Source organism: Chryseobacterium sp. YIM B08800 (assembly GCF_026163565.1).
In the GTDB taxonomy this organism is placed as follows: domain Bacteria; phylum Bacteroidota; class Bacteroidia; order Flavobacteriales; family Weeksellaceae; genus Chryseobacterium.
In genome coordinates this window covers 127,185-146,996 of the sequence record NZ_JAPDKN010000016.1, presented here as the reverse complement: position 1 = coordinate 146,996, position 19,812 = coordinate 127,185, and the positions used below count along the sequence as shown (strand labels likewise).

The window sequence follows — 19,812 nt, the reverse complement described above, 5'->3', positions numbered from 1 at the left end:
TTAAAAAATAAGCCCTGTTTCATTTATATTGATATAAATAAATTTTTACTCCGGCTTATAAGAGTCTTTTAAAGTCACTGTTCTATTAAACACAAAATTTGTATCTGTAGAATCCTGATCTTTCGTAAAATAGCCAATTCTCTGGAACTGAAGCGGTTCTCCCACTGCAACATCCTTTAAACTAGGCTCAGCAAATCCTTGAATGACATTGACAGATTCAGGATTAATGAAATTTAAGAAGTCTACATCTTTCTCAGCATCAGGCTGTTCCACAGTGAATAATTTCTCGTAATTTCTGACTTCCACAGGAATTGCGTGTTTCGCAGAAACCCAGTGAATCGTACCTTTTACTTTTCTTAAACTTTCCTCAGTTCCACTTCCAGACTTAGATTTTTCGTCATAAGATGCGTAAATGGTTATGATTTCACCATTTTCATCCTTCTCTACCCTTTCACCTTTAATGATGTAAGCAGATTTTAAACGGACTTCTCCACCTAATTTTAATCTAAAGAATTTATTGCCCGCTTCTTCTTTGAAGTCTTCACGCTCAATATATAATTCTCTTGAGAAAGGAATTTCTCTTGTTCCTGCATCTTCCTGCTCGTTATTATTTTCGGTAACCAGCCATTCTTCCTGACCTTCAGGATAGTTTTCAATCACTAATTTAATAGGATCTACAACCGCCATTACACGTTTGGCTACTTTATTTAAATCTTCGCGAACACAGAAGTCTAAGAGCTGAATTTCAATTAAATTCTCCCTTTTTGCAACACCAACTTTATCAATAAATTTTCTAATTGCATTCGCCGTGAAACCTTTTCTCCTCATTCCGGAAATTGTAGGCATTCTAGGATCATCCCAACCGTTCACTACATTTTCAGCAATCAGCCTTTGTAGCTTTCTTTTGGAAGTAATCATGTAAGAAACGTTCATTCTCGCAAATTCTCTTTGCTTATTTTTAACCTTTCCCTCTTCGTAAACTTGGTCTAAATACCAATTATAAAGCGGTCTGTGGTTTTCAAACTCTAAAGAACAAAGCGAGTGCGAAATTTGCTCGATATAATCAGATTCACCATGAGCCCAATCATACATTGGATAAATTTTCCAGTCTGTACCTGTTCTGTGGTGAGGTTTATTCAAAATTCTGTACATCACAGGATCACGCATATTCATATTAGGCGAAACCATGTCGATTTTTGCACGAAGAGACATTGAACCACTTTCGAATTCTCCGTTTTTCATCTTTTCGAATAAATCTAAAGACTCTTCAACAGGACGATTTCTGAATGGAGATTCTATTCCTGGTTCTGCAGGATTTTTTCTTTGCTCAGTAATCACTTCAGACGGCTGCTCATCAACATAAGCTTTCCCTTCTTTGATTAACTGAACTGCCCAATCGTAAAGCTGCTGGAAGTAATCGGAGGCGTACAAAACTTTATCCCATTTGAAACCTAGCCATTCAACGTCTTTCATAATAGAATCTACGAATTCCTGCTCTTCTTTTTCAGGGTTCGTATCGTCGAAACGAAGGTTTACGGGAGCATTGTATTTTTCACCCAAACCGAAGTTGATGCAGATCGCTTTTGTATGACCTACATGCAGATAACCGTTTGGTTCAGGCGGAAAACGGAAACGGATTTGCTCTTGTTTCAAACCGTTTGCCAAATCATCTTCGATAATTTGCTCAATAAAATTGAGTGATTTTTTTTCTTCTTCCATTAAAATTCGCTTTAAAATGTCGCATTATCCGACAATTTGCAAATTTAGGAAAATTTAGGGGTTTATGAAAATGATAAATTTTTAAAGTAAATTCACTTTAAATTGATTTTTTTTTCGGACATTTACAGTCCTAAATCTTAACATAATATCATTATGAAAAAAATAAGAAAATATTTTCTTGATATTATTGAACATATCAAAAAAGCAATCTTTGTAAACGGGGTAATTTAATCACATTGATTTACCCCTTAAAAAACAACTGTTCTCCGTTTAGTTGTAAGTGAGTTTCAAAGTTATTCGTAAACAAACTTCCTGTTCCTAAACCTTGAGGCATTTGATTTTCTTTTGTGAAAGTGTATTGTGCAATTGCATTCAAACCAATATTACTTTCCAAAGCAGAGGTAATCCACCAACCAATTTTTTGTTGCACAGCTAGAGATATCCACTCATCAGACCCTGAAAACCCTCCTACCAAAGCTGGTTTTAAGATGATATATTGCGGTTTTATTTTTTCTAAAAGTTTTTTCTTTTCATTAAAATCTATAATTCCAATTAGCTCTTCATCAAGCGCAATCGGAGTTGGAGTTTCTGCGCACAGATCTGCCATATCTTCCCAATTTCCTGCTTTTATTGGCTGTTCAATGGAATGAATGTGTAAATCAAAAAGCTGTTGCAAGACAACCTTGGCTTCGTCTTTAGAAAACCCGCCATTAGCATCAACTCTTAATTCCAGCTTTTCTTTTGAAAATTTTTGTCTTAGTTTTTGAAGAATTTCGTGTTCCGATTTCCAGTCGACACCGATTTTTAATTTAATACAATGAAAGCCCTGTTCAAGTTTTTCACGGATTTGCTCTTCCATAAAACCGACATCACCCATCCAGATTAAACCATTAATCATTATTGAGCTTTGCCCTTTTGTAAATTGACTCGGAAAGTAAAGTTTTCCTCCGTGTTTTAAATTTAATAAAGCCTGTTCATACCCAAACCAAATCGACGGAAATTCTTTTAGTTCTTCTTTTAAAAATTCAAAATCCTGATTAATATTTTCACAAAGCCATTTTATTTTTTCTTCATAATCAGGTCTATCATCATAGCTTAGTCCTCTGAATATGGCACATTCTCCTATTCCTTTATTTTCATTTTCAAAAATTTCAAGAATATAAGTTTCTTTTTCAAGCAAAACGCCGCGAGATGTTCCACTCGGGCGTTTGAATTCTAATAAATATTTGTAATATTTTGCTGTCATTTACTTTACGCTATCGATTCGCATAAATTCTTCTGCTTTTTCCACCATATCGATGCTTCCACAGAAAAAAGGAATTCTTTGATGAAGCTCAGTAGGCTCGATTTCCAAAATTCTTCTGAAACCATCTGTTGCTTTAGCTCCTGCTTGTTCAGCCAAGAAAGCCATCGGATTACATTCATATAATAATCTTAATTTTCCATTCGGAGCCTGTGAATAAGATGGATAAATATAAATACCTCCTTTCAACATATTTCTATGAAAATCAGCAACTAACGAACCAATATATCTTGAAGTGTAAGGACGATCTCCTTCCTCCATCTGGCAATATTTCAGATAATTTTTAACTCCTTGAGGAAATTTGATATAATTCCCTTCGTTGATTGAATAAATTTTACCCGATTTTGGGAATGTCATGTTTGGATGAGAAAGATAATAAGTTCCCAGAGAAGGATCTAAAGTAAATCCGTTCACACCGTTACCTGTAGTGTAAACAATCATTGTGGAAGACCCATAAATAACGTATCCTGCCGCAATCTGATTAACTCCTTTCTGTAAAAAATCTTCTAACTGTACCGGAGTTCCTGGTTCTGTAACCCTTCTGTAAATTGAAAAAATAGTTCCTACAGAAACATTCACATCAATGTTTGAAGAACCATCTAAAGGATCAATTAAAACCACATATTTACTTAAATGACCGTTTTCTCCACATTTAATATCGATAAAATCATCGTTTTCTTCAGAAGCAATTCCGCAAACAACTTCTCTTTGAGAAAGAGCTGTGATAAAAATATCGTTGGCAATTACATCAAGCTTCTGTTGCTCTTCCCCTTGAATATTTTGATTTCCTGCAGCCCCTGCAATATCTACAATCCCTGCTTTATTTACTTCTCTGTTTACAACTTTGGATGCCAATCTTATAGCACTTAGAAGACGTGAAAATTCACCAGTGGAATACTGAAAATCATCTTGTTTATCAATTAAAAATTCTCCTAGGGTCTGTAATGGTTGATCTGACATTTTTATGTTTTTTTACTTTAGTGCCAAATTTCGTAAATTTTATCACATTAAAAAATATTTTCACAGAAAAGACCTTATCCCCTACTAATCAACATCATACCCAACCTTTCTTTTCATACATGCACTCAATTAGTAAAGGTAAGCATCCCCAAATCCTGCCCTTAAGGAACAGATATTTCTTATACTTTACTTTAATTTTAATTAAATCTTAATTCAATCACGGCTTATCGCTATTTCATATCTCATCGTAATTGCATAATTTTGACATCCGAAAAAAAATTCAATGTTTTAGTATCTAACAATTTTATTCTTAACAATTTAATGAAAATTTTCAAGTTTGGAGGTGCATCAGTGAAAGATGCCGAAAGTGTAAAAAATGTATCTATGGTTCTTAGCAGCCAAGGTTTTGAAAAATGTCTGCTTGTAATTTCAGCAATGGGTAAAACCACCAATGAGCTGGAAAAAGTAGTAGAATTGTATTTCAAAAAAGACAACTATCAAACTGAAATAGAGAATATAAAACAGAAACACATTGAAATAGCTAAGGGGCTTTTCTCGGAAAATCATGCTGTTTTTGCAGAAATCAATTTGTTTTTTGATGATATTGTTTCTTTTTTAAGAAGAAATAAATCTCCTAATTATAATTTTGTTTACGATCAGGTTGTAAGCTGTGGAGAAATGATTTCCACTAAAATTGTAAGCGAATATCTGAATGATATCCAATTTACCAACCAGTGGCTTGATGCAAGAGACTACATAAAGACAGATGATTCTTACAGAGACGGTATTGTAAACTGGCAAAAAACAGAGGAATTTATCTCAAATTTAAATCCTGATATTTGCTACGTAACCCAAGGTTTTATCGGTTCTGATGACAACAATTTTACTGTAACTTTAGGAAGAGAAGGTTCAGATTATTCTGCCGCAATTTTTGCATATTGCCTTAACGCAACCGCAATGACTATCTGGAAAGACGTTCCGGGAGTAATGACAGGTGACCCAAGAATCTTTAAGGATGTTACGCTTTTATCTAATATCTCTTACGAAGAGGCAATAGAAATGGCTTATTTTGGAGCGAGTGTAATTCACCCGAAAACATTGCAACCGCTTCAGCAAAAAAATATTCCTTTCTATGTAAAATCATTTGTAGATCCTACAAAAGAAGGAACTAAAGTGGGTGTTTCTGAAAAAAATCAAAGTGAGGAATCTTATATTTTAAAAGGTAATCAAACATTACTTAAAATTTCTACAAGAGATTTTTCATTCATCGCAGAAGACCACATGAGTTTAATTTTCAACAATTTAGCTAAATACAAAATCAAAGTTTCTTTGATGCAGAATTCTGCAATTTCATTAGCATTGTGTCTTGAAGATAAATTCCTTAAAATTGAGGAACTGAATAACGAACTTCAGAAAATTTTCAAAACAGATGTTATAAAAAATGTATCTTTATTTACTGTAAGAAATGCAAAAATGGAGAACATTGATAAATTTTACCAAGAAAAAAGTGTATTATTGGAACAGATTTCTAAGAATACGCTTCAAATGGTAACGCTTTAAAATAAATTCCGACTAAACACACATGAGCTTAATATCGAAAAATGATTTAATCAAGGCTTCTGGCTTGAATAAAATAGGGTTCCTAAAAAATCCTGTAGCATCTGCTGTTATGAGCATTGCAAAAATAAATGAAGTCAACAGACTTTATGATAAGCTGAAAGATAAAGAGGGTAAAGATTTTTTCGATTCTTTCGTAAGAGAAAGAAATTTGAGCTATGTAGCTTTTGAAGAAGACTTAGCAAAAATACCGAAAACCGGTCCTTTTATATTGGTGTCTAATCATCCTCTTGGTGCTATTGATGGAATTTTAATGTGTAAAATTCTTTCAGAAGTTCGCCCGGATTTTAAAGTAATGGGAAATTTTCTTTTAGAAAAAATAAAACCCATGGAGCCGTTTGTGATTGCTGTAAACCCTTTTGAAGGAAGAAAGGAAATCAGAAACAGCGCAACCGGAATGAGGGAAACTTTGAAGCATCTTGAAAATGGAGGCTGCGTAGGAATTTTCCCGGCGGGAGAAGTTTCGAATAAAAATAATCCTTACGGGGAAATTCTCGACAGAGAATGGGAAAAACCGGCTTTAAAGCTTATAAAAATGGCAAAAGTGCCGGTTGTTCCTATGTATTTTCATGCTAAAAACAGTACTCTTTTTTATCATGTAGCCAAGATTCATCCAAACTTACAGACCATCATGCTTCCTGCGGAAATGATGAATGACCGCGAAAAGCCAATCCGTATAAGAATAGGAAAACCTATTACGGTAAAGGTGATGGATGAGATGGAAAATATTGAGGAATTGGGAGAGTTTCTGAAACGTAAGGTTTATATGATGAAATCTTATTATGAAAAAAGGAAATCTCTTGCACAGGCTATTAATCTTAAGAATTTATATGTAAAATTCCCTTTATTGAGAGAGGAAAACATTGTACAGAATATCATTGATGAAACTCCGAAAGAAGATATTATAAAAGATATCAATAAACTGAGAGGTACCGATAAAATGCTTTTCAGCAATGGTAATTATGAAATCTATTTCACTCCTTACGAGCAGATTCCTTCTGTAATGAGGGAAATCGGAAGGCAGAGAGAACTTACTTTCCGAGCCGTAGGTGAAGGAAGCAACCTGCCGTTTGATCTTGATGAATACGACAAACATTATCACCACTTGTTTTTGTGGGACAATGCTGCAGAAAAACTTGCAGGCGCCTATAGAATGGCTTTGGGAAGGGATGTGATGAAAAAGTTTGGAATCAAAGGTTTTTACACGAGTTCTCTTTTTGAATTCGAACAAGACATTCATCCGTTTTTCAAGAAAGTAATTGAAATGGGACGTGCTTATATTTGTGAAGAATATCAGCAAAAGCCACTTCCCTTATTCCTTTTATGGCGTGGAATTGTACATGTTTGCTTAAGAAATCCGGATCATAAATTCCTGATGGGAGGTGTAAGTATTTCTAATAAATTTTCAGAGTTCTCTAAATCTTTGATGATTGAGTTTATGCGTTCAAATTATTACGATTCTGCTGTAGCTCAATATATTACCCCAAGAAATGATTTCAAAGTAAAGCTTAGAGATCGTGATAAGCATCTTTTTTTAGATGAAATGGAATCTGATTTAAATAAATTAGATAAAATCATTGATGATCTTGAGCCAGAATTGAGAATGCCGGTTTTGATAAAAAAATACATCAAGCAAAATGCGAAAGTAATTGCCTTTAATGTTGATCCAAATTTTAATGATGCGATTGACGGATTGATGTATATCAGAATAAGTGATCTTCCTGAAAGCACGATTAAGCCTGTTTTAGAGGAAATGAGTGAGCAAATAAGAAAAGAACAGGAAAATAATTCTACTGAAAATCAGTAGGTTTTAATTTATTGGTAAAAAAGTTCAATTAATATTTGCTTCATATACCAAAACTTCCTACTTTTGCATCACTTTAAAACAACGAAGTAATTGGTTTCTTAGCTCAGTTGGTAGAGCAATGGATTGAAAATCCATGTGTCCCTGGTTCGATTCCTGGAGAAACCACTTAAACCGCCTTTTATTAGGCGGTTTTCTTTTCAAAACTGTTTAAAGTAAATTTGCAGATTATAATATTTATTATTACATTTGCACCACTTCAAAACCAAATGGTTTCTTAGCTCAGTTGGTAGAGCAATGGATTGAAAATCCATGTGTCCCTGGTTCGATTCCTGGAGAAACCACTTAAACCGCCTTTTATTAGGCGGTTTTCTTTTCAAAACTGTTTAAAGTAAATTTGCAGATTATAATATTTATTATTACATTTGCACCACTTCAAAACCAAATGGTTTCTTAGCTCAGTTGGTAGAGCAATGGATTGAAAATCCATGTGTCCCTGGTTCGATTCCTGGAGAAACCACTTAAAACCGTCTTTTTTAAGACGGTTTTTTTGTTTCCTCTATTTTGAGGAAGTTTCATTATTCATATAAAATCAAAATTAAGTATCTTCGCTTCTTTAAATTTATAATTAGAATGAAAAATATTATCTCCGGATTATTTATTTTTATTAATATTTTTATTTTCGCTCAGGAAGAAGGAATTAAGTTTGAGCAAAGTAATTTCAAAGACCTTCTTGCTAAAGCAAAAAAAGAAAAAAAACTTGTGTTTATAGATGCTTATGCGGTTTGGTGTGGTCCGTGCAAAATGATGGACAAAAATGTTTTCACACAAAAATCGGTAGGAGATTATTTCAATAAAAACTTTGTGAGCTCAAGAATCGACATGGAAAAAGGTGAAGGTAGAGAAATTGCTCAAAAATTTTCGGTACGCTCCTATCCTACTTTTCTTTTTTTAAATGGCGACGGAGACTTGGTTTCTCAAAATTATGGTTACATGGAACCAAGCCTTTTTCTCTCTATGGCACAAGATGTAAATGCCGTAAACTCTAAAGAAGGTTCATCTAAAGAAAGATTTGCTAAGGGTGAAAAGAGTCCAGAGTTTCTAATGAATATTATGAAGCTTAACTCAAATTCAGATTATGAATTTGCCAAGAAAGCTTCTGAAAGATATTTTGAAAACAAACTAAAAAATGAAGAGTTCACAAAAGACGATGCAGGATTTTTATTTTATTTTCTTAAATCTTCTGAAGATCCAAATTACAAAACCTTTGTTGCCAGAAAAACTGAAATTTTAAAATTTTTACCCGAAGAAAATTATAATGAATTTAACAACCAACTTGTGTTAGGAAAAGTGGTTGAGGAATCTATTGACGAGAAAAATAAAAAAATCAATGATGCCTATTTTCTGAAAACTGCAGAACCTTTAGTTGGAAAAGAAGCTGCTTTAACAAAACTTAACCAGACCAAACTGGCTTATTACGAACAAAATTCTAATTTTCCTGAGTACGAAAAAGTAGCTTTAGAATATTATAAAAACGCAGATACATTTGAGCCAAATGAACTTTTAAAAGCCGCATGGATATTTTCAGATCATGTAAAGACACCATCTTCTTTGAAGAAAGCGGCAGAATGGGCTGAAAAATCAGTTATGCGCGGTGAGACATCAGAGAACACTTATATCTTAGCTAAAATTTATTTTAATTTAGGAAGTAAAGATTTAGCTAAAAACTTTGCTGAGCAGTCTAAAAACATTGCCAGTCAATCTGGTAAAGATGCAAGTTTAGCACAAGCATTATTAAATCAAATTAAATAAAATATACGTTTTGAAGTATAACATTTTTATCGCTGCGTTAAGTTTATTTTCAGTAATAAATATCAGCGCACAGGAAAATCAAACACAAGAAATTAAATCTGAATCTGAGAAAAAAGTATACATAAAAGGAAATGCTTTGTTTGTTCCTATCGGAATTATCAACTTAGGTTTGGAGCATCAAATAAATAAAAAAATAACAGTACAGGGTGATGTTTTTGTTTCCCCTTGGAAATCTTTTGCAGGGCATGAATTACAGTATTATTCTATATCATTAGAAGGAAGATACTATTTCAGAGAAGCATTTGACGGATGGTATTTAGGTGCAAACATTGGAGCATCTTCTTTTGTACTACAAAAATGGAATTATTGGAACGACAATTCATCCCCAAGTAAAATTGAACAAAATGTAGTTTTTACAAGCTCAAATCTTTATCAAAAAGGATATTCATTTTTGGCTGGAATTACTGCAGGCTACCAATTTAAATTATCCGAAAATTGGAGAATGGATTTATATGGTACAGTAGGAACTTCACAGGATTTTTACAAAGGATATGACAGAGTATCTGGAAAAAGATATGATATCGCACATGGCTATAACAAAAGCGGTGAAATAATTCCTTACAGAGGAGGAGTAATGATTTCTTATAGATTAAAATAATATGAAACTACTAGGAAGAAACCATATCATTATATCGATTATTACATTTGGAATATTATTTCTGATGAATTATTTGGGAAATCATGAAGCGGATAAATTAGAACGTGCTTTGATGACGGCTTCCGCAGGCGTTATCGGTTTATCTATCGGACTTTTTATTTTGAATAAAGGAAAAGACGATAAAAATCCGCCACAGAATTTTGATTGATATAAAGTGAATAGTCAATTGTCAATTTTGCTTCACAAGTCAATTTAAACTAAGTGTAAGCCGGTTAACAATTGACTATTCACAATTCACATTTTATTAATTTTCATAAATCACATATTTCTTTCTTATTTTCTCAAATTTTTCCAGATCTGATTTCCAGGAAGACTTAATTTCTCTTTCAGATTTGCCCGAGATAATTTGTTTTCTCAGTTCATCGCTTCCAGCTAGAGTATCAAAGAAAAGATTTTTAAGAAAGAAATCTTGTTGAGGGTTTTTGTAATTTTTATATGCCTTAATCAACCATTCCAGATTGATTTCTTGTAAGTTTTTAGAATATTCAGAAAGATTTTCCCCGTAACATAATTTCCCATTCAGAAAAGGGTCTTTTGCTCCGAAATTGGGTTTTGGAGTAAACTGATAAGGTAAATCTTTTGTCCACGGTGAACCATAGATTTGAAACGGAAGATCTGTTCCTCTTCCTACAGAAACCTGAGTTCCTTCAAAAAAACATAAGCTTGGATATAAGTTAATTGATTTATCGTTCGGTAAATTGGGAGAAGGTTTGTCTAAAATTGCATAACGCTCCTTCTTATGATAGTTTTTCATTTCAACCAAAGTATATTTTGCCTGAATACCGTTTTTCAACCATTTTTCACCGTTTACCATTTTTCCGTATTCACCGATGGTTAAACCGTAGACTACAGGAACTTCGTGCATTCCTACAAAACTTTCCCATTTTTTCTTTAAAACAGGTCCGTCAATATATCCATCGTGAGGATTTGGTCGATCCAGAACCATAACTTCAACATTATTTTCGGCTGCAGCTTCCATTAAATACGTTAAAGTTGAGATGTATGTATAAAATCTCACTCCAACATCCTGAATGTCAAAAACAACAACATCAATACCTTTTAATTGTTCCGGTTTTGGCTTTTTATTATTTCCGTAAAGAGAAACAATAGGGATTCCTGTCTTTACATCTACTCCATTTTTCACCTTTTCTCCTGCATCAGCATCGCCTCTGAAACCGTGTTCTGGAGCAAAAATCGTTTTAATTTTAATACTATTTTTTACCAAAAAATCAACAAGATGCGTTTTGTCATTCAGCAATCCGGTTTGGTTGGTGACGATCCCAATATTTTTATTTTTAAGAAGAGGAAGATAGAGCTCTGGTCGGTCTGCTCCGGTTTTAAAATAGTCTTTGGCTGAATACTGACAATAATATTGACTGAATACTCCTAAAAAAATTAGGCAAATAAGAACTAATGTTTTAATTTTGAAATTTAAATTCATAAGCTTGAAATTTCCATTATATTTCTCCCGAAAAATAGCGTTTTCCAAAGATAACAAAAATAACCTTTCTCGGGTTATCATCTTCATCGGCAGACTGTCTGTGGCTTTGGGAATCATCGTTTCACTCATCACTGTTTCTACAGGATTGGGTTCAAAAAAGGCGATTAAAGAAAGATTGGGAGATTTCAGCGGTCATATTACGGTACGATCTACCAAATCAAATTCGTCTTACAATACCTCGGTTCTTGATAATCAGGGATTAGATATTAAAAGCATTAAGGCATTTCCTGATGTTGCAACTGTACAAGGATATGCAATGGTAACCGGGATTATGCGTAATGAGCACAGTTTTGCCGGAATTATTTTTAAAGGTGTCGGTAAAGATTTTGACAGTTTACGATTTAAAAAATTCCTGACTGCCGGAAAAACTCCTTTCCTCAATGGCGAAGGTTATAATAATGGCGTTGTTATTTCAGAAAAGATTGCCAATGACCTTCATTTAAAAGTAAATGACAGCATCGTTACTGTTTTTTCAAAAGCTGATCAAAAACCAATTTACAGAAATTTTGAAGTCGTAGGAATCTACAAAACCGACATCAAGATGATCGATGATCAATTTGTAGTGGGTGACATCAATCACGTAAGAAGAATTCTTGATATGAAGCCTGATGAAATCGGAGGATTGGATGTATTTTTTAAAAACATCAATAATATCGATGAAGATTTTCCACAGGTTGAAAAATTTATCGGATATAAAAATTACGCAGAAAAAGCAACTGATAAATACCCGCAAATCAATGATTGGATTGGGCTTTTCGACACTAATATCGGGATTATTATTTCAATTATGCTTTTGGTGGTCATCATTAATATCATCATGGTTTTGCTGATTTTGATTATCGAAAGAACCAATTCTATCGGCTTGCTAAAAACGTTGGGCGCAACCAACGGACAGATTCGTGCGACTTTCATCAATTACACCCTAATTATAATGGTTCCCGGACTTTTATGTGGAAACCTCATCGGTCTTGGACTTTTAATTACCCAAAAATACACTGGAATTATTAAATTAAATCCTGCCAATTACTATGTAAGTGTAGTCCCTGTAGATCTTAATCCGTGGATCATTATTTCTATTTCAGTAGGGATCTTAATTATTTCTGGAATGGCTTTGGTGATTCCGAGTTATCTGATCAGTAAAATTTCTCCTGTAAAAGCGATTAAATATAATTAGTGAATTGTTATTTGTTATTTGTTATTTGTTATTTGTTAATTCTAAATCTTGGTTTGCATAACGTTTGTCATTTCGTAGAAATCTAAGCAAGTATTTTGTTATTCGACTGTTGAGATTCTTACAGAATGACAAAGTGAGTGGATATTTTTTTTAAAATACTTTTGCTAGCAATGACAAATAATTCTAATAGCAACAAATATCTTAGCCCTGATTGCAGTGAAAATCCTTTTTTGAAAAAAAAGATTGCAACGGAAAGCGGGAAAAAGCTCCTAATTAAGTTCGTGTGTAAGAGCGTTGGGGAGTTTCGTCGAAATATTATTAATTCTTCATTTTTAATTATTAATTATCTGAAAACTGTATCTTTGCCAGGCAGAAAAAACATTTATGAAATCGCTGTGTAGGCTCTTAAATCACAGATGCTCACGAAAATAAGCGATAAAAAAGACAATAAAAGCTACTTATGAAATACGCAGAAAATATACTCGAAACCATTGGAAATACCCCTCTTGTAAAGCTTAATAAAGTTTTGGGTGAAGATTTCCCGGCATTGGTTTTGGCAAAAGTAGAAACTTTCAACCCCGGAAATTCGGTAAAAGACAGAATGGCTCTGAAAATGATTGAAGACGCTGAAAAAGACGGAAGACTAAAACCAGGAGGAACTATTATTGAAGGGACTTCAGGAAACACAGGGATGGGATTGGCTTTGGCTGCCATCATCAAAGGATACAAATGTATTTTTGTGACCAACGCTAAACAGTCAAAAGAAAAATGTGATATTCTTCGTGCCGTTGGAGCTGAAGTAATCGTTTGTCCTACAGACGTAAAACCTACAGACCCGCGTTCTTATTATTCAGTCTCAAAAAGATTAGCAAAAGAGACAGAAAACGGATGGTACGTTAACCAATATGATAATTTATCAAACAGAGCTGCTCACTACGAGTCTACCGCTCCTGAAATCTGGGAACAAACGGAAGGAAAACTGACTCATTTTGTAGTTGGAGCCGGAACGGGCGGCACCATTACAGGTTGTGGAACTTTCTTTAAAGAGAAAAATTCTGACATCAAAGTAATCGGTATTGATACGTATGGTTCTATCTTAAAAGAGATTCACGAAACGGGAGAAATTAATCTAGGAAACGCTTACAGCTACATTACAGAAGGTATTGGTGAAGATATTCTTCCTGAAAACTACGATATGTCTGTAATCGATCATTTCGAAAAAGTGACCGATAAAGACGGTGCTATCTACGCAAGAAAATTGGCAAAAGAAGAAGGGATTTTCTGCGGATATTCTGCAGGAAGCGCAATGGCAGCTTTGGTTCAGATGAAAGATCAGTTTACAAAAGATGATATCGTTGTGGTACTTCTTCACGATCACGGTTCAAGATACGTTGGGAAAATCTACAACGACGAATGGATGAAAGAAATGGGTTGGTTAGACTAATCAGCTTTTCATTATAAAACAAAACTCAGAGTGTTTGCTCTGAGTTTTTTATTTATTTCTAAATCTATTGTCAATAAGATGTTGATTATCGTCTTAAGGACATTTAGTTCTCTATTTCAAAACATTAGTCTGTACCGCCTGTTTTAGCAATTCGAAATCGGCCTCCTGCATTGACTTTTTGGGAAACATATAATTGAATTTTCCTTCTAAACCTATAAATTTATCGCTAATTTCTGCAGCCGTAAATTCTGTCCAAAGGCTGGTTTCTTTATTGTCGTTAAGGTTTACTTTAAAAACTTTAGCATTAAACTGAATTTGATAAATTTCTGTGTTTTCAAGAGTTTTAAGGTATTTTACCACTTCTTTTTTCCATTTTGAAACCTTGTTAATTGCTAAAGATAAGTAGACCGCACAAAGCAGGAAAAGAAAACTCACAAAATATAAAATTCCGAATTTTTCTTTACTTAGATCATCTTTGAAGTAAAATAAAACCAACAGGATCACCGCAACTACGATCGTGGTGATCAGTTTTCCTTTTACAGTAGGCGAGAAAAAAAGACTTCCCTGATCTCCCTGAAGGTAAATCTCTTCGAAATCTTTTTTGCTAATGTTTAAATTAATGATTTTATCGTCATTGAGTCTGGCCATATAATAAGTTTTAAAGTTCACAAAACTAAATTAAATATCTTCATATTGCCCACTTATTACCGAAAGTTTTTGCATTAATTCACGGTTAATCTGATTCAAATTTTTCATTTTCTGCAGCATGCTGTTGATAACTTCCAAACCAGGAAGATTTATTTCCAAATCATAATGCCAATTGGTAAATCTTTCAAATGTAGGAAGGTCTTCATACATGAGGTAATGGATTTCGTTCTCCGTTTCTATATTCAGCAAGCCGGAATCTACCAATTCATCAAAAAAAGTAATCTCAATATTATAAATCTGTACGAGTTCCTCGCGTGATATTCTTTCACTCATAGCTTAGGAATTTTTAAGTTGTTCAAAAAGTTCTTTCTGCTTTTCTGTAAGATCGGTTGGCAATTTTACATCATAGGTTGCAAACAGATCACCAAAATGTCCATCTTTTTTATAGACCGGAAAGCCCTTTCCTTTTAGTCTTACCGTTGTTCCGTTTTGGGTTCCGGGTTTTACTTTCAGATTAACACTTCCGTCCAAAGTGTTTACAGTAACTTCGCCACCTAAAACAGCGGTGTAAAGATCAATCGTCACTTTAGTTTTCAAATCATCTCCTACTCTTTCAAAATTAGGATCAGGATTAATATTAAAAGTAATGTACAAATCTCCATTTGGGCCACCATTAACACCCGGATTTCCGTGGCCTTTCAATTTTATTTGCTGTCCGTCATACACTCCTGCAGGAATCGTAATTCTTACTTTTTTCCCATTAATATCAAAAGTCTGCTGATGAGTTGTTGCGGCATCTTTTAGGTTTAAATTTAATTCTGCCTGAACATCCTGACCTTTAAACTTTCCGGAAGCACTTCCTCGCGAACTTCTTCCAAAGCCACCTCCCGCTCCGCCAAACATACTTTGGAAAAAATCTGAAAAATCTTCACCTTCCCCGAAATCAGCACCAGAAAATCCACCACCGTAATTTCCGCCTTGATATTGCTGTCTTTGCTGTTGCTGTGCTTTTTCGTATTCTTTACCATGCTTCCAGTTTTCACCATATTTATCGTATTTGGTGCGGTTCTCAGGATTACTGAGTACTTCGTTAGCTTCATTCAGCTCCTTGAACTGTCTTTCTGCTTCTTTATCATTCGGATTAAGGTCTGGATGTAGTTTTCTTGCCTGCTTTCGGTACGCTTTTTTAATATCGTCCTGCGTTGCGCTTTTGTCTACGCCTAAAATTTTGTAATAATCTATATAAGCCATAGAAACGAATGTTTACTCAAATTTAGAAAAATTAAGGCGAAAATACCTCTTAGAAATTGTTAAAAATAAATCTATCTTTGATAAAAATCAGGCATAAAATCGCAATTACTTATTTGAATTATCAAATACCAATTAAATTAGACGATTACATATTGCTTAAAAAACAATAAACATCCACCTATGAAAGAAGTTTTAAAAAACTATTCCGGAATTTTGCTTTTACTTGTTGGAATTACCATAGGAAGCATTATCGGTATTGTGGCACCGCAAATCGTGGAATATATAAAACCGCTTGGTGATATTTTTCTTAATCTTCTTTTTGTAAGTGTTGTTCCGCTGGTATTTTTTGCTGTTTCAAATTCTATTGCCTCTCTCGAGCAGGAATCTAAGTTTGGTAAAATTCTTTTAATAATGTCTTTTACATTCTTATTTTTCATACTGACTGCTGCCCTTTTCACCATTGGTGCAGTCTACCTTTTTCCGGTTTCATCGATATCGGGAAGTACAGAATTGATTGCAGAAGCCACCAAAGAAGAAAACTGGGGTGAGAGAATTGTAAGCTTTTTTACTGTAGGTGAGTTTACAGAATTGTTTTCACGAAAAAATATGTTGGCTCTTCTTATTTTTGCCTTCCTCACAGGTTTTGCTGCCAGAAAATCCGGTGAAAGCGGAAAACCTTTCAGAGTTTTTATTGCTTCAGGCTATGAAGTGATGAAAGAACTTCTTATCATGATCATGAAAATTGCGCCCATCGGTTTGGGAGCATACTTTGCCTACCAAGTTGCTACATTAGGACCTCAGCTTTTTGGTTTTTATGCTAAACCACTTGGTTTATATTACGTTGCAGGAATTATTTACTTCTTTATATTTTTCACACTTTATGCATTTATGGCAAACGGACAAAACGGAATTAAAAGTTTCTGGAAAAATGCAATTCTCCCCACCTTAACTGCCTTGAGTACCTGCAGCAGTTTTGCCACCATGCCCACCAATTTGGTAGCCGCATCAAAAATAGGGATTCCGAGTTCGATTGCCAATCTGGTGATACCGATTGGAACGACATTGCATAAAAACGGTTCGTCGATGTCTTCGATTATTAAAATATATGTAGCTTTTCAGATTATTGGGAGAGATTTTTTTGAACCTTCCAATCTTTTGTTAGCTTTAGGGATCACCGTTTTTGTAAGTATCGTTGCCGGAGGAATTCCAAATGGCGGTTATATTGGCGAAATGCTGATGATCTCTGTGTACAGTTTACCACAGGAAGCCATTCCTGCAGTGATCATTATCGGAACTTTGGTCGATCCGTTGGCAACAGTTTTAAATGCTGTAGGAGATATTGTCGCGGCGATGTTTGTGAATCGGTTTATTAAAGCCTAATTTTAATTTGTTTTTAAATATTCTTTTTACCCCAAATGAATTCTTTTTTGAAAAATATAGGTCTGCATGACACTTTAAATATTGAATTAAATATCAACAGAATCGAATTGATAGAGAAGTTGTGGAAAATAACTTACAAAACTAATACTTCGTTTATATCATTAGAAAGAGATACTGCAATTCCAACAAGATTTGAATACAGAGGAATGATTGATAATAACGGCTTTACACTCAAAAAAAGAATACGATTATTTGATATCAATTTTAATAATCCTGTATTTCGTGGAAAAATATCTGATCAGAATGACAGAACATTTGCTTCAATAGAAATTGTGCCATCAGCATTTCAAATTTTTAGCTCAGTAATCATATTATGCTTTTTCTTAATTGCAATTTATGTTACTTTACAAGCAAATGAGAAAGATTTCTATTTTCTTGCATTCACTATAATAATAACTATAATGCAATATTTCACCTTAAAAAGAGGAATTAGGAGAGGAAAATATGATTTTGAAAGAGAACTGATTTATACTGTACAAAAACATTAAACTTTTACCTCCAATTTGATATTTTATTCACTTCGTCTTACATCCTCAAGATTTCCAAGTTCTTCAGGCGTGAACAATCTGTAATGAACTTTAAAAGTTTTTCCTAAAGGAGTTTCAAGGGAAAATCCGCCCGGTCCGAAACCGTCTAAAATATCTAATGTAAAATGCGAATATTTCCAATATTCGAAAAGATCACGGTCGATCCAGAATTCATTCCCATTGATGGTTCCTATCATGGCATCGTTCATTCTTGGGAAGTAGCCGCCTTTTTCAAAACATTGCGGCTGTGTTCCTTCACAGCAACCTCCTGCTTGATAAAACATCAAATCACCATGTTTTTTTTCTAATTCCCAAATCAGCTCTAAAGCTTTTTCTGTTACTGAAAGTCTTGATATTTTTTTTGTTTCCATTTTATTTTCTTTTTATTGATTGGTTTTTCAATCAAGTATAACATAGTTTTTGTCATTCCGTAGGAATCTAATCTTAATTAAATTAAACAATCGTTCAAAATAGCTTCTTTGAATTTGTATGTAATTGTTTCAATCCATTATTTTTTGAGATTGCTTCGTCGCTTCGCTCCTCGCAATGACAATTTATAAAGTTAAAAAAACCTAACAACATAAAATTGTCAGGTCCCACTAAACTTCAATATACTCCTAGCTTGCAGAGCCAGCAATGTCTAAGACAATTCTGCCATCAATTTGTCCGGCCTTCATTTTATCAAATACTTCATTGATGTCTTCTAATTTTGCTGCTGTGACAGTCGCTTTTACCAAGCCTTCATTGGCAAAATCTAATGCTTCCTGCATATCTTTTCTTGTTCCTACGATCGAACCTCTTACGGTAATTCTTTTAAGAACGGTCTCAAAGATCGGAAGCTCAAATGAACCAGGAGGAAGACCATTTAAAGCAATGGTTCCTTTTCTTCTGAGAACGTCGATCCCTTGTTTAAAAGCTATAGGCGAAACAGCCGTGATCAATGCGCCGTGCATTCCGCCGACTTCCTTATGTAAATACTCTCCAGGATCTGTGTTTTTTGCATTGACCACTAAATCTGCTCCTAATTTTTTTGCTAATTCTAATTTATCATCTGCCACATCAATCGCTGCAACGTGCATTCCCATTGCTTTTGCATACTGAACTGCGACATGTCCTAATCCTCCAATTCCAGATATGGCAACCCATTCTCCGGGTTTTGTTTCTGTTTCTTTTAAGCCTTTATAAACCGTTACTCCTGCGCAAAGGATCGGTGCAATTTCCAAGAAATTGGCATCTGATTTTAAATGTCCTACATATCTTGAATCGGCAATCACATATTCTGCGAAACCTCCATCTACACTGTACCCACCATTTTTCTGAGCTTCACATAATGTTTCCCATCCTGTAATGCAATAATCACAACATCCACAAGCTGAATACAGCCAAGGAACTCCCACTGCATCTCCTTCTTTTACATGAGCTTCCGGTCCGCAAGCGACTACAATTCCTACTCCTTCATGTCCGGGAATTAATGGCATTTTGGGTTTTGCAGGCCAATCGCCATCGACAGCGTGTAAATCGGTATGGCAAACTCCACAGGCGATAACTTTTACCAATACTTCATATCTTCCGGGTTCTCTTACCGGAACTTCCATAATTTTTAATGGTTGTCCGTAGCCTTGAACTACAGCGGCTTTCATTGTTTTTGGAATCATATTTTTACTTTTTATTTGGTTAGTTTTAATTTGCTAATCGTTGTTCTTTTTTAACGCAAAGATTTATTTTTGAACTGCATATTTTAAAGGAGCAAAGAATGGAATCAATGAATTGATTCTGATGAAGCTTTTTCGAACTTTCAATTCTTTCTATTTTACTTTTTATTAGGCTGATTTCATACAATCTCTTTTTATTTTTAGAATTAATTTAAAAAGCCTTGTCAAGGTTTTGAACCTTG

General features: G+C 34.2%; 18 protein-coding genes and 3 tRNA genes. 12 read left to right on the top strand and 9 right to left on the bottom strand.

Annotation, left to right across the window (positions count from 1 at the left end; all coding sequences use genetic code 11):
* Positions 1 to 45 precede the first annotated feature (45 nt).
* From OEW74_RS08105 to fbp, 3 genes are all read right to left on the bottom strand, one after another.
* Positions 46 to 1,719, bottom strand: coding sequence for a glutamine--tRNA ligase/YqeY domain fusion protein (locus OEW74_RS08105; protein ID WP_265427988.1), 1,674 nt, complete (start codon positions 1,717 to 1,719; stop codon positions 46 to 48).
* A gap of 241 nt (positions 1,720 to 1,960) precedes the next feature.
* Positions 1,961 to 2,965, bottom strand: a complete 1,005-nt coding sequence (locus OEW74_RS08100; RefSeq protein WP_265427987.1) for an o-succinylbenzoate synthase — start codon at positions 2,963 to 2,965, stop codon at positions 1,961 to 1,963.
* Entirely contained in the window at positions 2,966 to 3,982 is a 1,017-nt protein-coding gene (gene fbp, locus OEW74_RS08095) for a class 1 fructose-bisphosphatase (RefSeq protein WP_265427986.1), read from the bottom strand.
* A gap of 321 nt (positions 3,983 to 4,303) precedes the next feature.
* On the opposite strand from fbp, the gene OEW74_RS08090 reads away from it, so the two are divergent.
* From OEW74_RS08090 to OEW74_RS08055, 8 genes are all read left to right on the top strand, one after another.
* Positions 4,304 to 5,542, top strand: a complete 1,239-nt coding sequence (locus OEW74_RS08090; RefSeq protein ID WP_265427985.1) for an aspartate kinase — start codon at positions 4,304 to 4,306, stop codon at positions 5,540 to 5,542.
* Between the two features lie 22 nt (positions 5,543 to 5,564).
* Positions 5,565 to 7,406: a lysophospholipid acyltransferase family protein gene (locus tag OEW74_RS08085; protein WP_265427984.1), complete on the top strand. Its 1,842-nt coding sequence runs from the start codon at positions 5,565 to 5,567 to the stop codon at positions 7,404 to 7,406.
* Positions 7,407 to 7,498: 92 nt separating this feature from the next.
* A tRNA-Phe gene (locus OEW74_RS08080) sits at positions 7,499 to 7,571 on the top strand.
* A 103-nt stretch (positions 7,572 to 7,674) separates the two neighbouring features.
* Positions 7,675 to 7,747: transfer RNA gene (locus OEW74_RS08075), tRNA-Phe, on the top strand.
* Between the two features lie 103 nt (positions 7,748 to 7,850).
* Positions 7,851 to 7,923 (top strand) — tRNA-Phe (locus OEW74_RS08070).
* Between the two features lie 113 nt (positions 7,924 to 8,036).
* On the top strand, positions 8,037 to 9,215 hold the full coding sequence (locus tag OEW74_RS08065; protein WP_265427983.1) for a thioredoxin family protein: 1,179 nt from the start codon (positions 8,037 to 8,039) through the stop codon (positions 9,213 to 9,215).
* 10 nt (positions 9,216 to 9,225) lie between these two features.
* Positions 9,226 to 9,873, top strand: a complete 648-nt coding sequence (locus tag OEW74_RS08060; protein WP_265427982.1) for a DUF3575 domain-containing protein — start codon at positions 9,226 to 9,228, stop codon at positions 9,871 to 9,873.
* A 1-nt stretch (position 9,874) separates the two neighbouring features.
* The gene (locus OEW74_RS08055; protein WP_265427981.1) at positions 9,875 to 10,081 is read left to right on the top strand and encodes a hypothetical protein; all 207 of its coding nucleotides are present in this window, start codon (positions 9,875 to 9,877) and stop codon (positions 10,079 to 10,081) included.
* Between the two features lie 96 nt (positions 10,082 to 10,177).
* Here the strand turns inward: OEW74_RS08055 and OEW74_RS08050 are convergent, their stop codons facing one another.
* Positions 10,178 to 11,374, bottom strand: a complete 1,197-nt coding sequence (locus OEW74_RS08050) for a DUF1343 domain-containing protein (RefSeq protein WP_265427980.1) — start codon at positions 11,372 to 11,374, stop codon at positions 10,178 to 10,180.
* Positions 11,375 to 11,378: 4 nt separating this feature from the next.
* Between OEW74_RS08050 and OEW74_RS08045 the strand changes: the two genes are divergently transcribed.
* Positions 11,379 to 12,608, top strand: coding sequence for an ABC transporter permease (locus OEW74_RS08045; protein ID WP_265427979.1), 1,230 nt, complete (start codon positions 11,379 to 11,381; stop codon positions 12,606 to 12,608).
* Positions 12,609 to 13,068: 460 nt separating this feature from the next.
* The gene (locus OEW74_RS08040) at positions 13,069 to 14,052 is read left to right on the top strand and encodes a PLP-dependent cysteine synthase family protein (protein ID WP_074229853.1); all 984 of its coding nucleotides are present in this window, start codon (positions 13,069 to 13,071) and stop codon (positions 14,050 to 14,052) included.
* Positions 14,053 to 14,163: 111 nt separating this feature from the next.
* On the opposite strand, the gene OEW74_RS08035 is transcribed toward OEW74_RS08040, so the two are convergent.
* The 3 genes from OEW74_RS08035 to OEW74_RS08025 are packed head-to-tail and all read right to left on the bottom strand — an operon-like array spanning position 14,164 to position 15,951.
* A complete protein-coding gene (locus OEW74_RS08035; protein WP_265427978.1) occupies positions 14,164 to 14,700 on the bottom strand; it encodes a hypothetical protein in 537 nt (178 codons plus the stop codon).
* 30 nt (positions 14,701 to 14,730) lie between these two features.
* Positions 14,731 to 15,033 carry a chaperone modulator CbpM gene (locus OEW74_RS08030; protein WP_265427977.1) on the bottom strand — a complete coding sequence of 101 codons (303 nt, stop codon included), beginning with the start codon at positions 15,031 to 15,033 and terminating at the stop codon, positions 14,731 to 14,733.
* A 3-nt stretch (positions 15,034 to 15,036) separates the two neighbouring features.
* Complete coding sequence (locus tag OEW74_RS08025) at positions 15,037 to 15,951, bottom strand: J domain-containing protein (RefSeq protein ID WP_265427976.1); 915 nt, start codon at positions 15,949 to 15,951, stop codon at positions 15,037 to 15,039.
* 180 nt (positions 15,952 to 16,131) lie between these two features.
* Between OEW74_RS08025 and OEW74_RS08020 the strand changes: the two genes are divergently transcribed.
* Together OEW74_RS08020 and OEW74_RS08015 are read left to right on the top strand one after the other, a co-directional pair.
* Positions 16,132 to 17,331, top strand: coding sequence for a dicarboxylate/amino acid:cation symporter (locus OEW74_RS08020; RefSeq protein ID WP_265427975.1), 1,200 nt, complete (start codon positions 16,132 to 16,134; stop codon positions 17,329 to 17,331).
* Between the two features lie 47 nt (positions 17,332 to 17,378).
* A complete protein-coding gene (locus OEW74_RS08015) occupies positions 17,379 to 17,879 on the top strand; it encodes a hypothetical protein (protein WP_265427974.1) in 501 nt (166 codons plus the stop codon).
* Positions 17,880 to 17,902: 23 nt separating this feature from the next.
* Here the strand turns inward: OEW74_RS08015 and OEW74_RS08010 are convergent, their stop codons facing one another.
* Both OEW74_RS08010 and adhP read right to left on the bottom strand, forming a co-directional pair.
* Positions 17,903 to 18,289 (bottom strand): DUF779 domain-containing protein, encoded by a 387-nt coding sequence (locus OEW74_RS08010; protein ID WP_265427973.1) that lies wholly within the window; start codon positions 18,287 to 18,289, stop codon positions 17,903 to 17,905.
* Positions 18,290 to 18,535: 246 nt separating this feature from the next.
* Positions 18,536 to 19,573, bottom strand: coding sequence for an alcohol dehydrogenase AdhP (gene adhP / locus OEW74_RS08005; protein WP_265427972.1), 1,038 nt, complete (start codon positions 19,571 to 19,573; stop codon positions 18,536 to 18,538).
* Positions 19,574 to 19,812 lie beyond the last annotated feature (239 nt).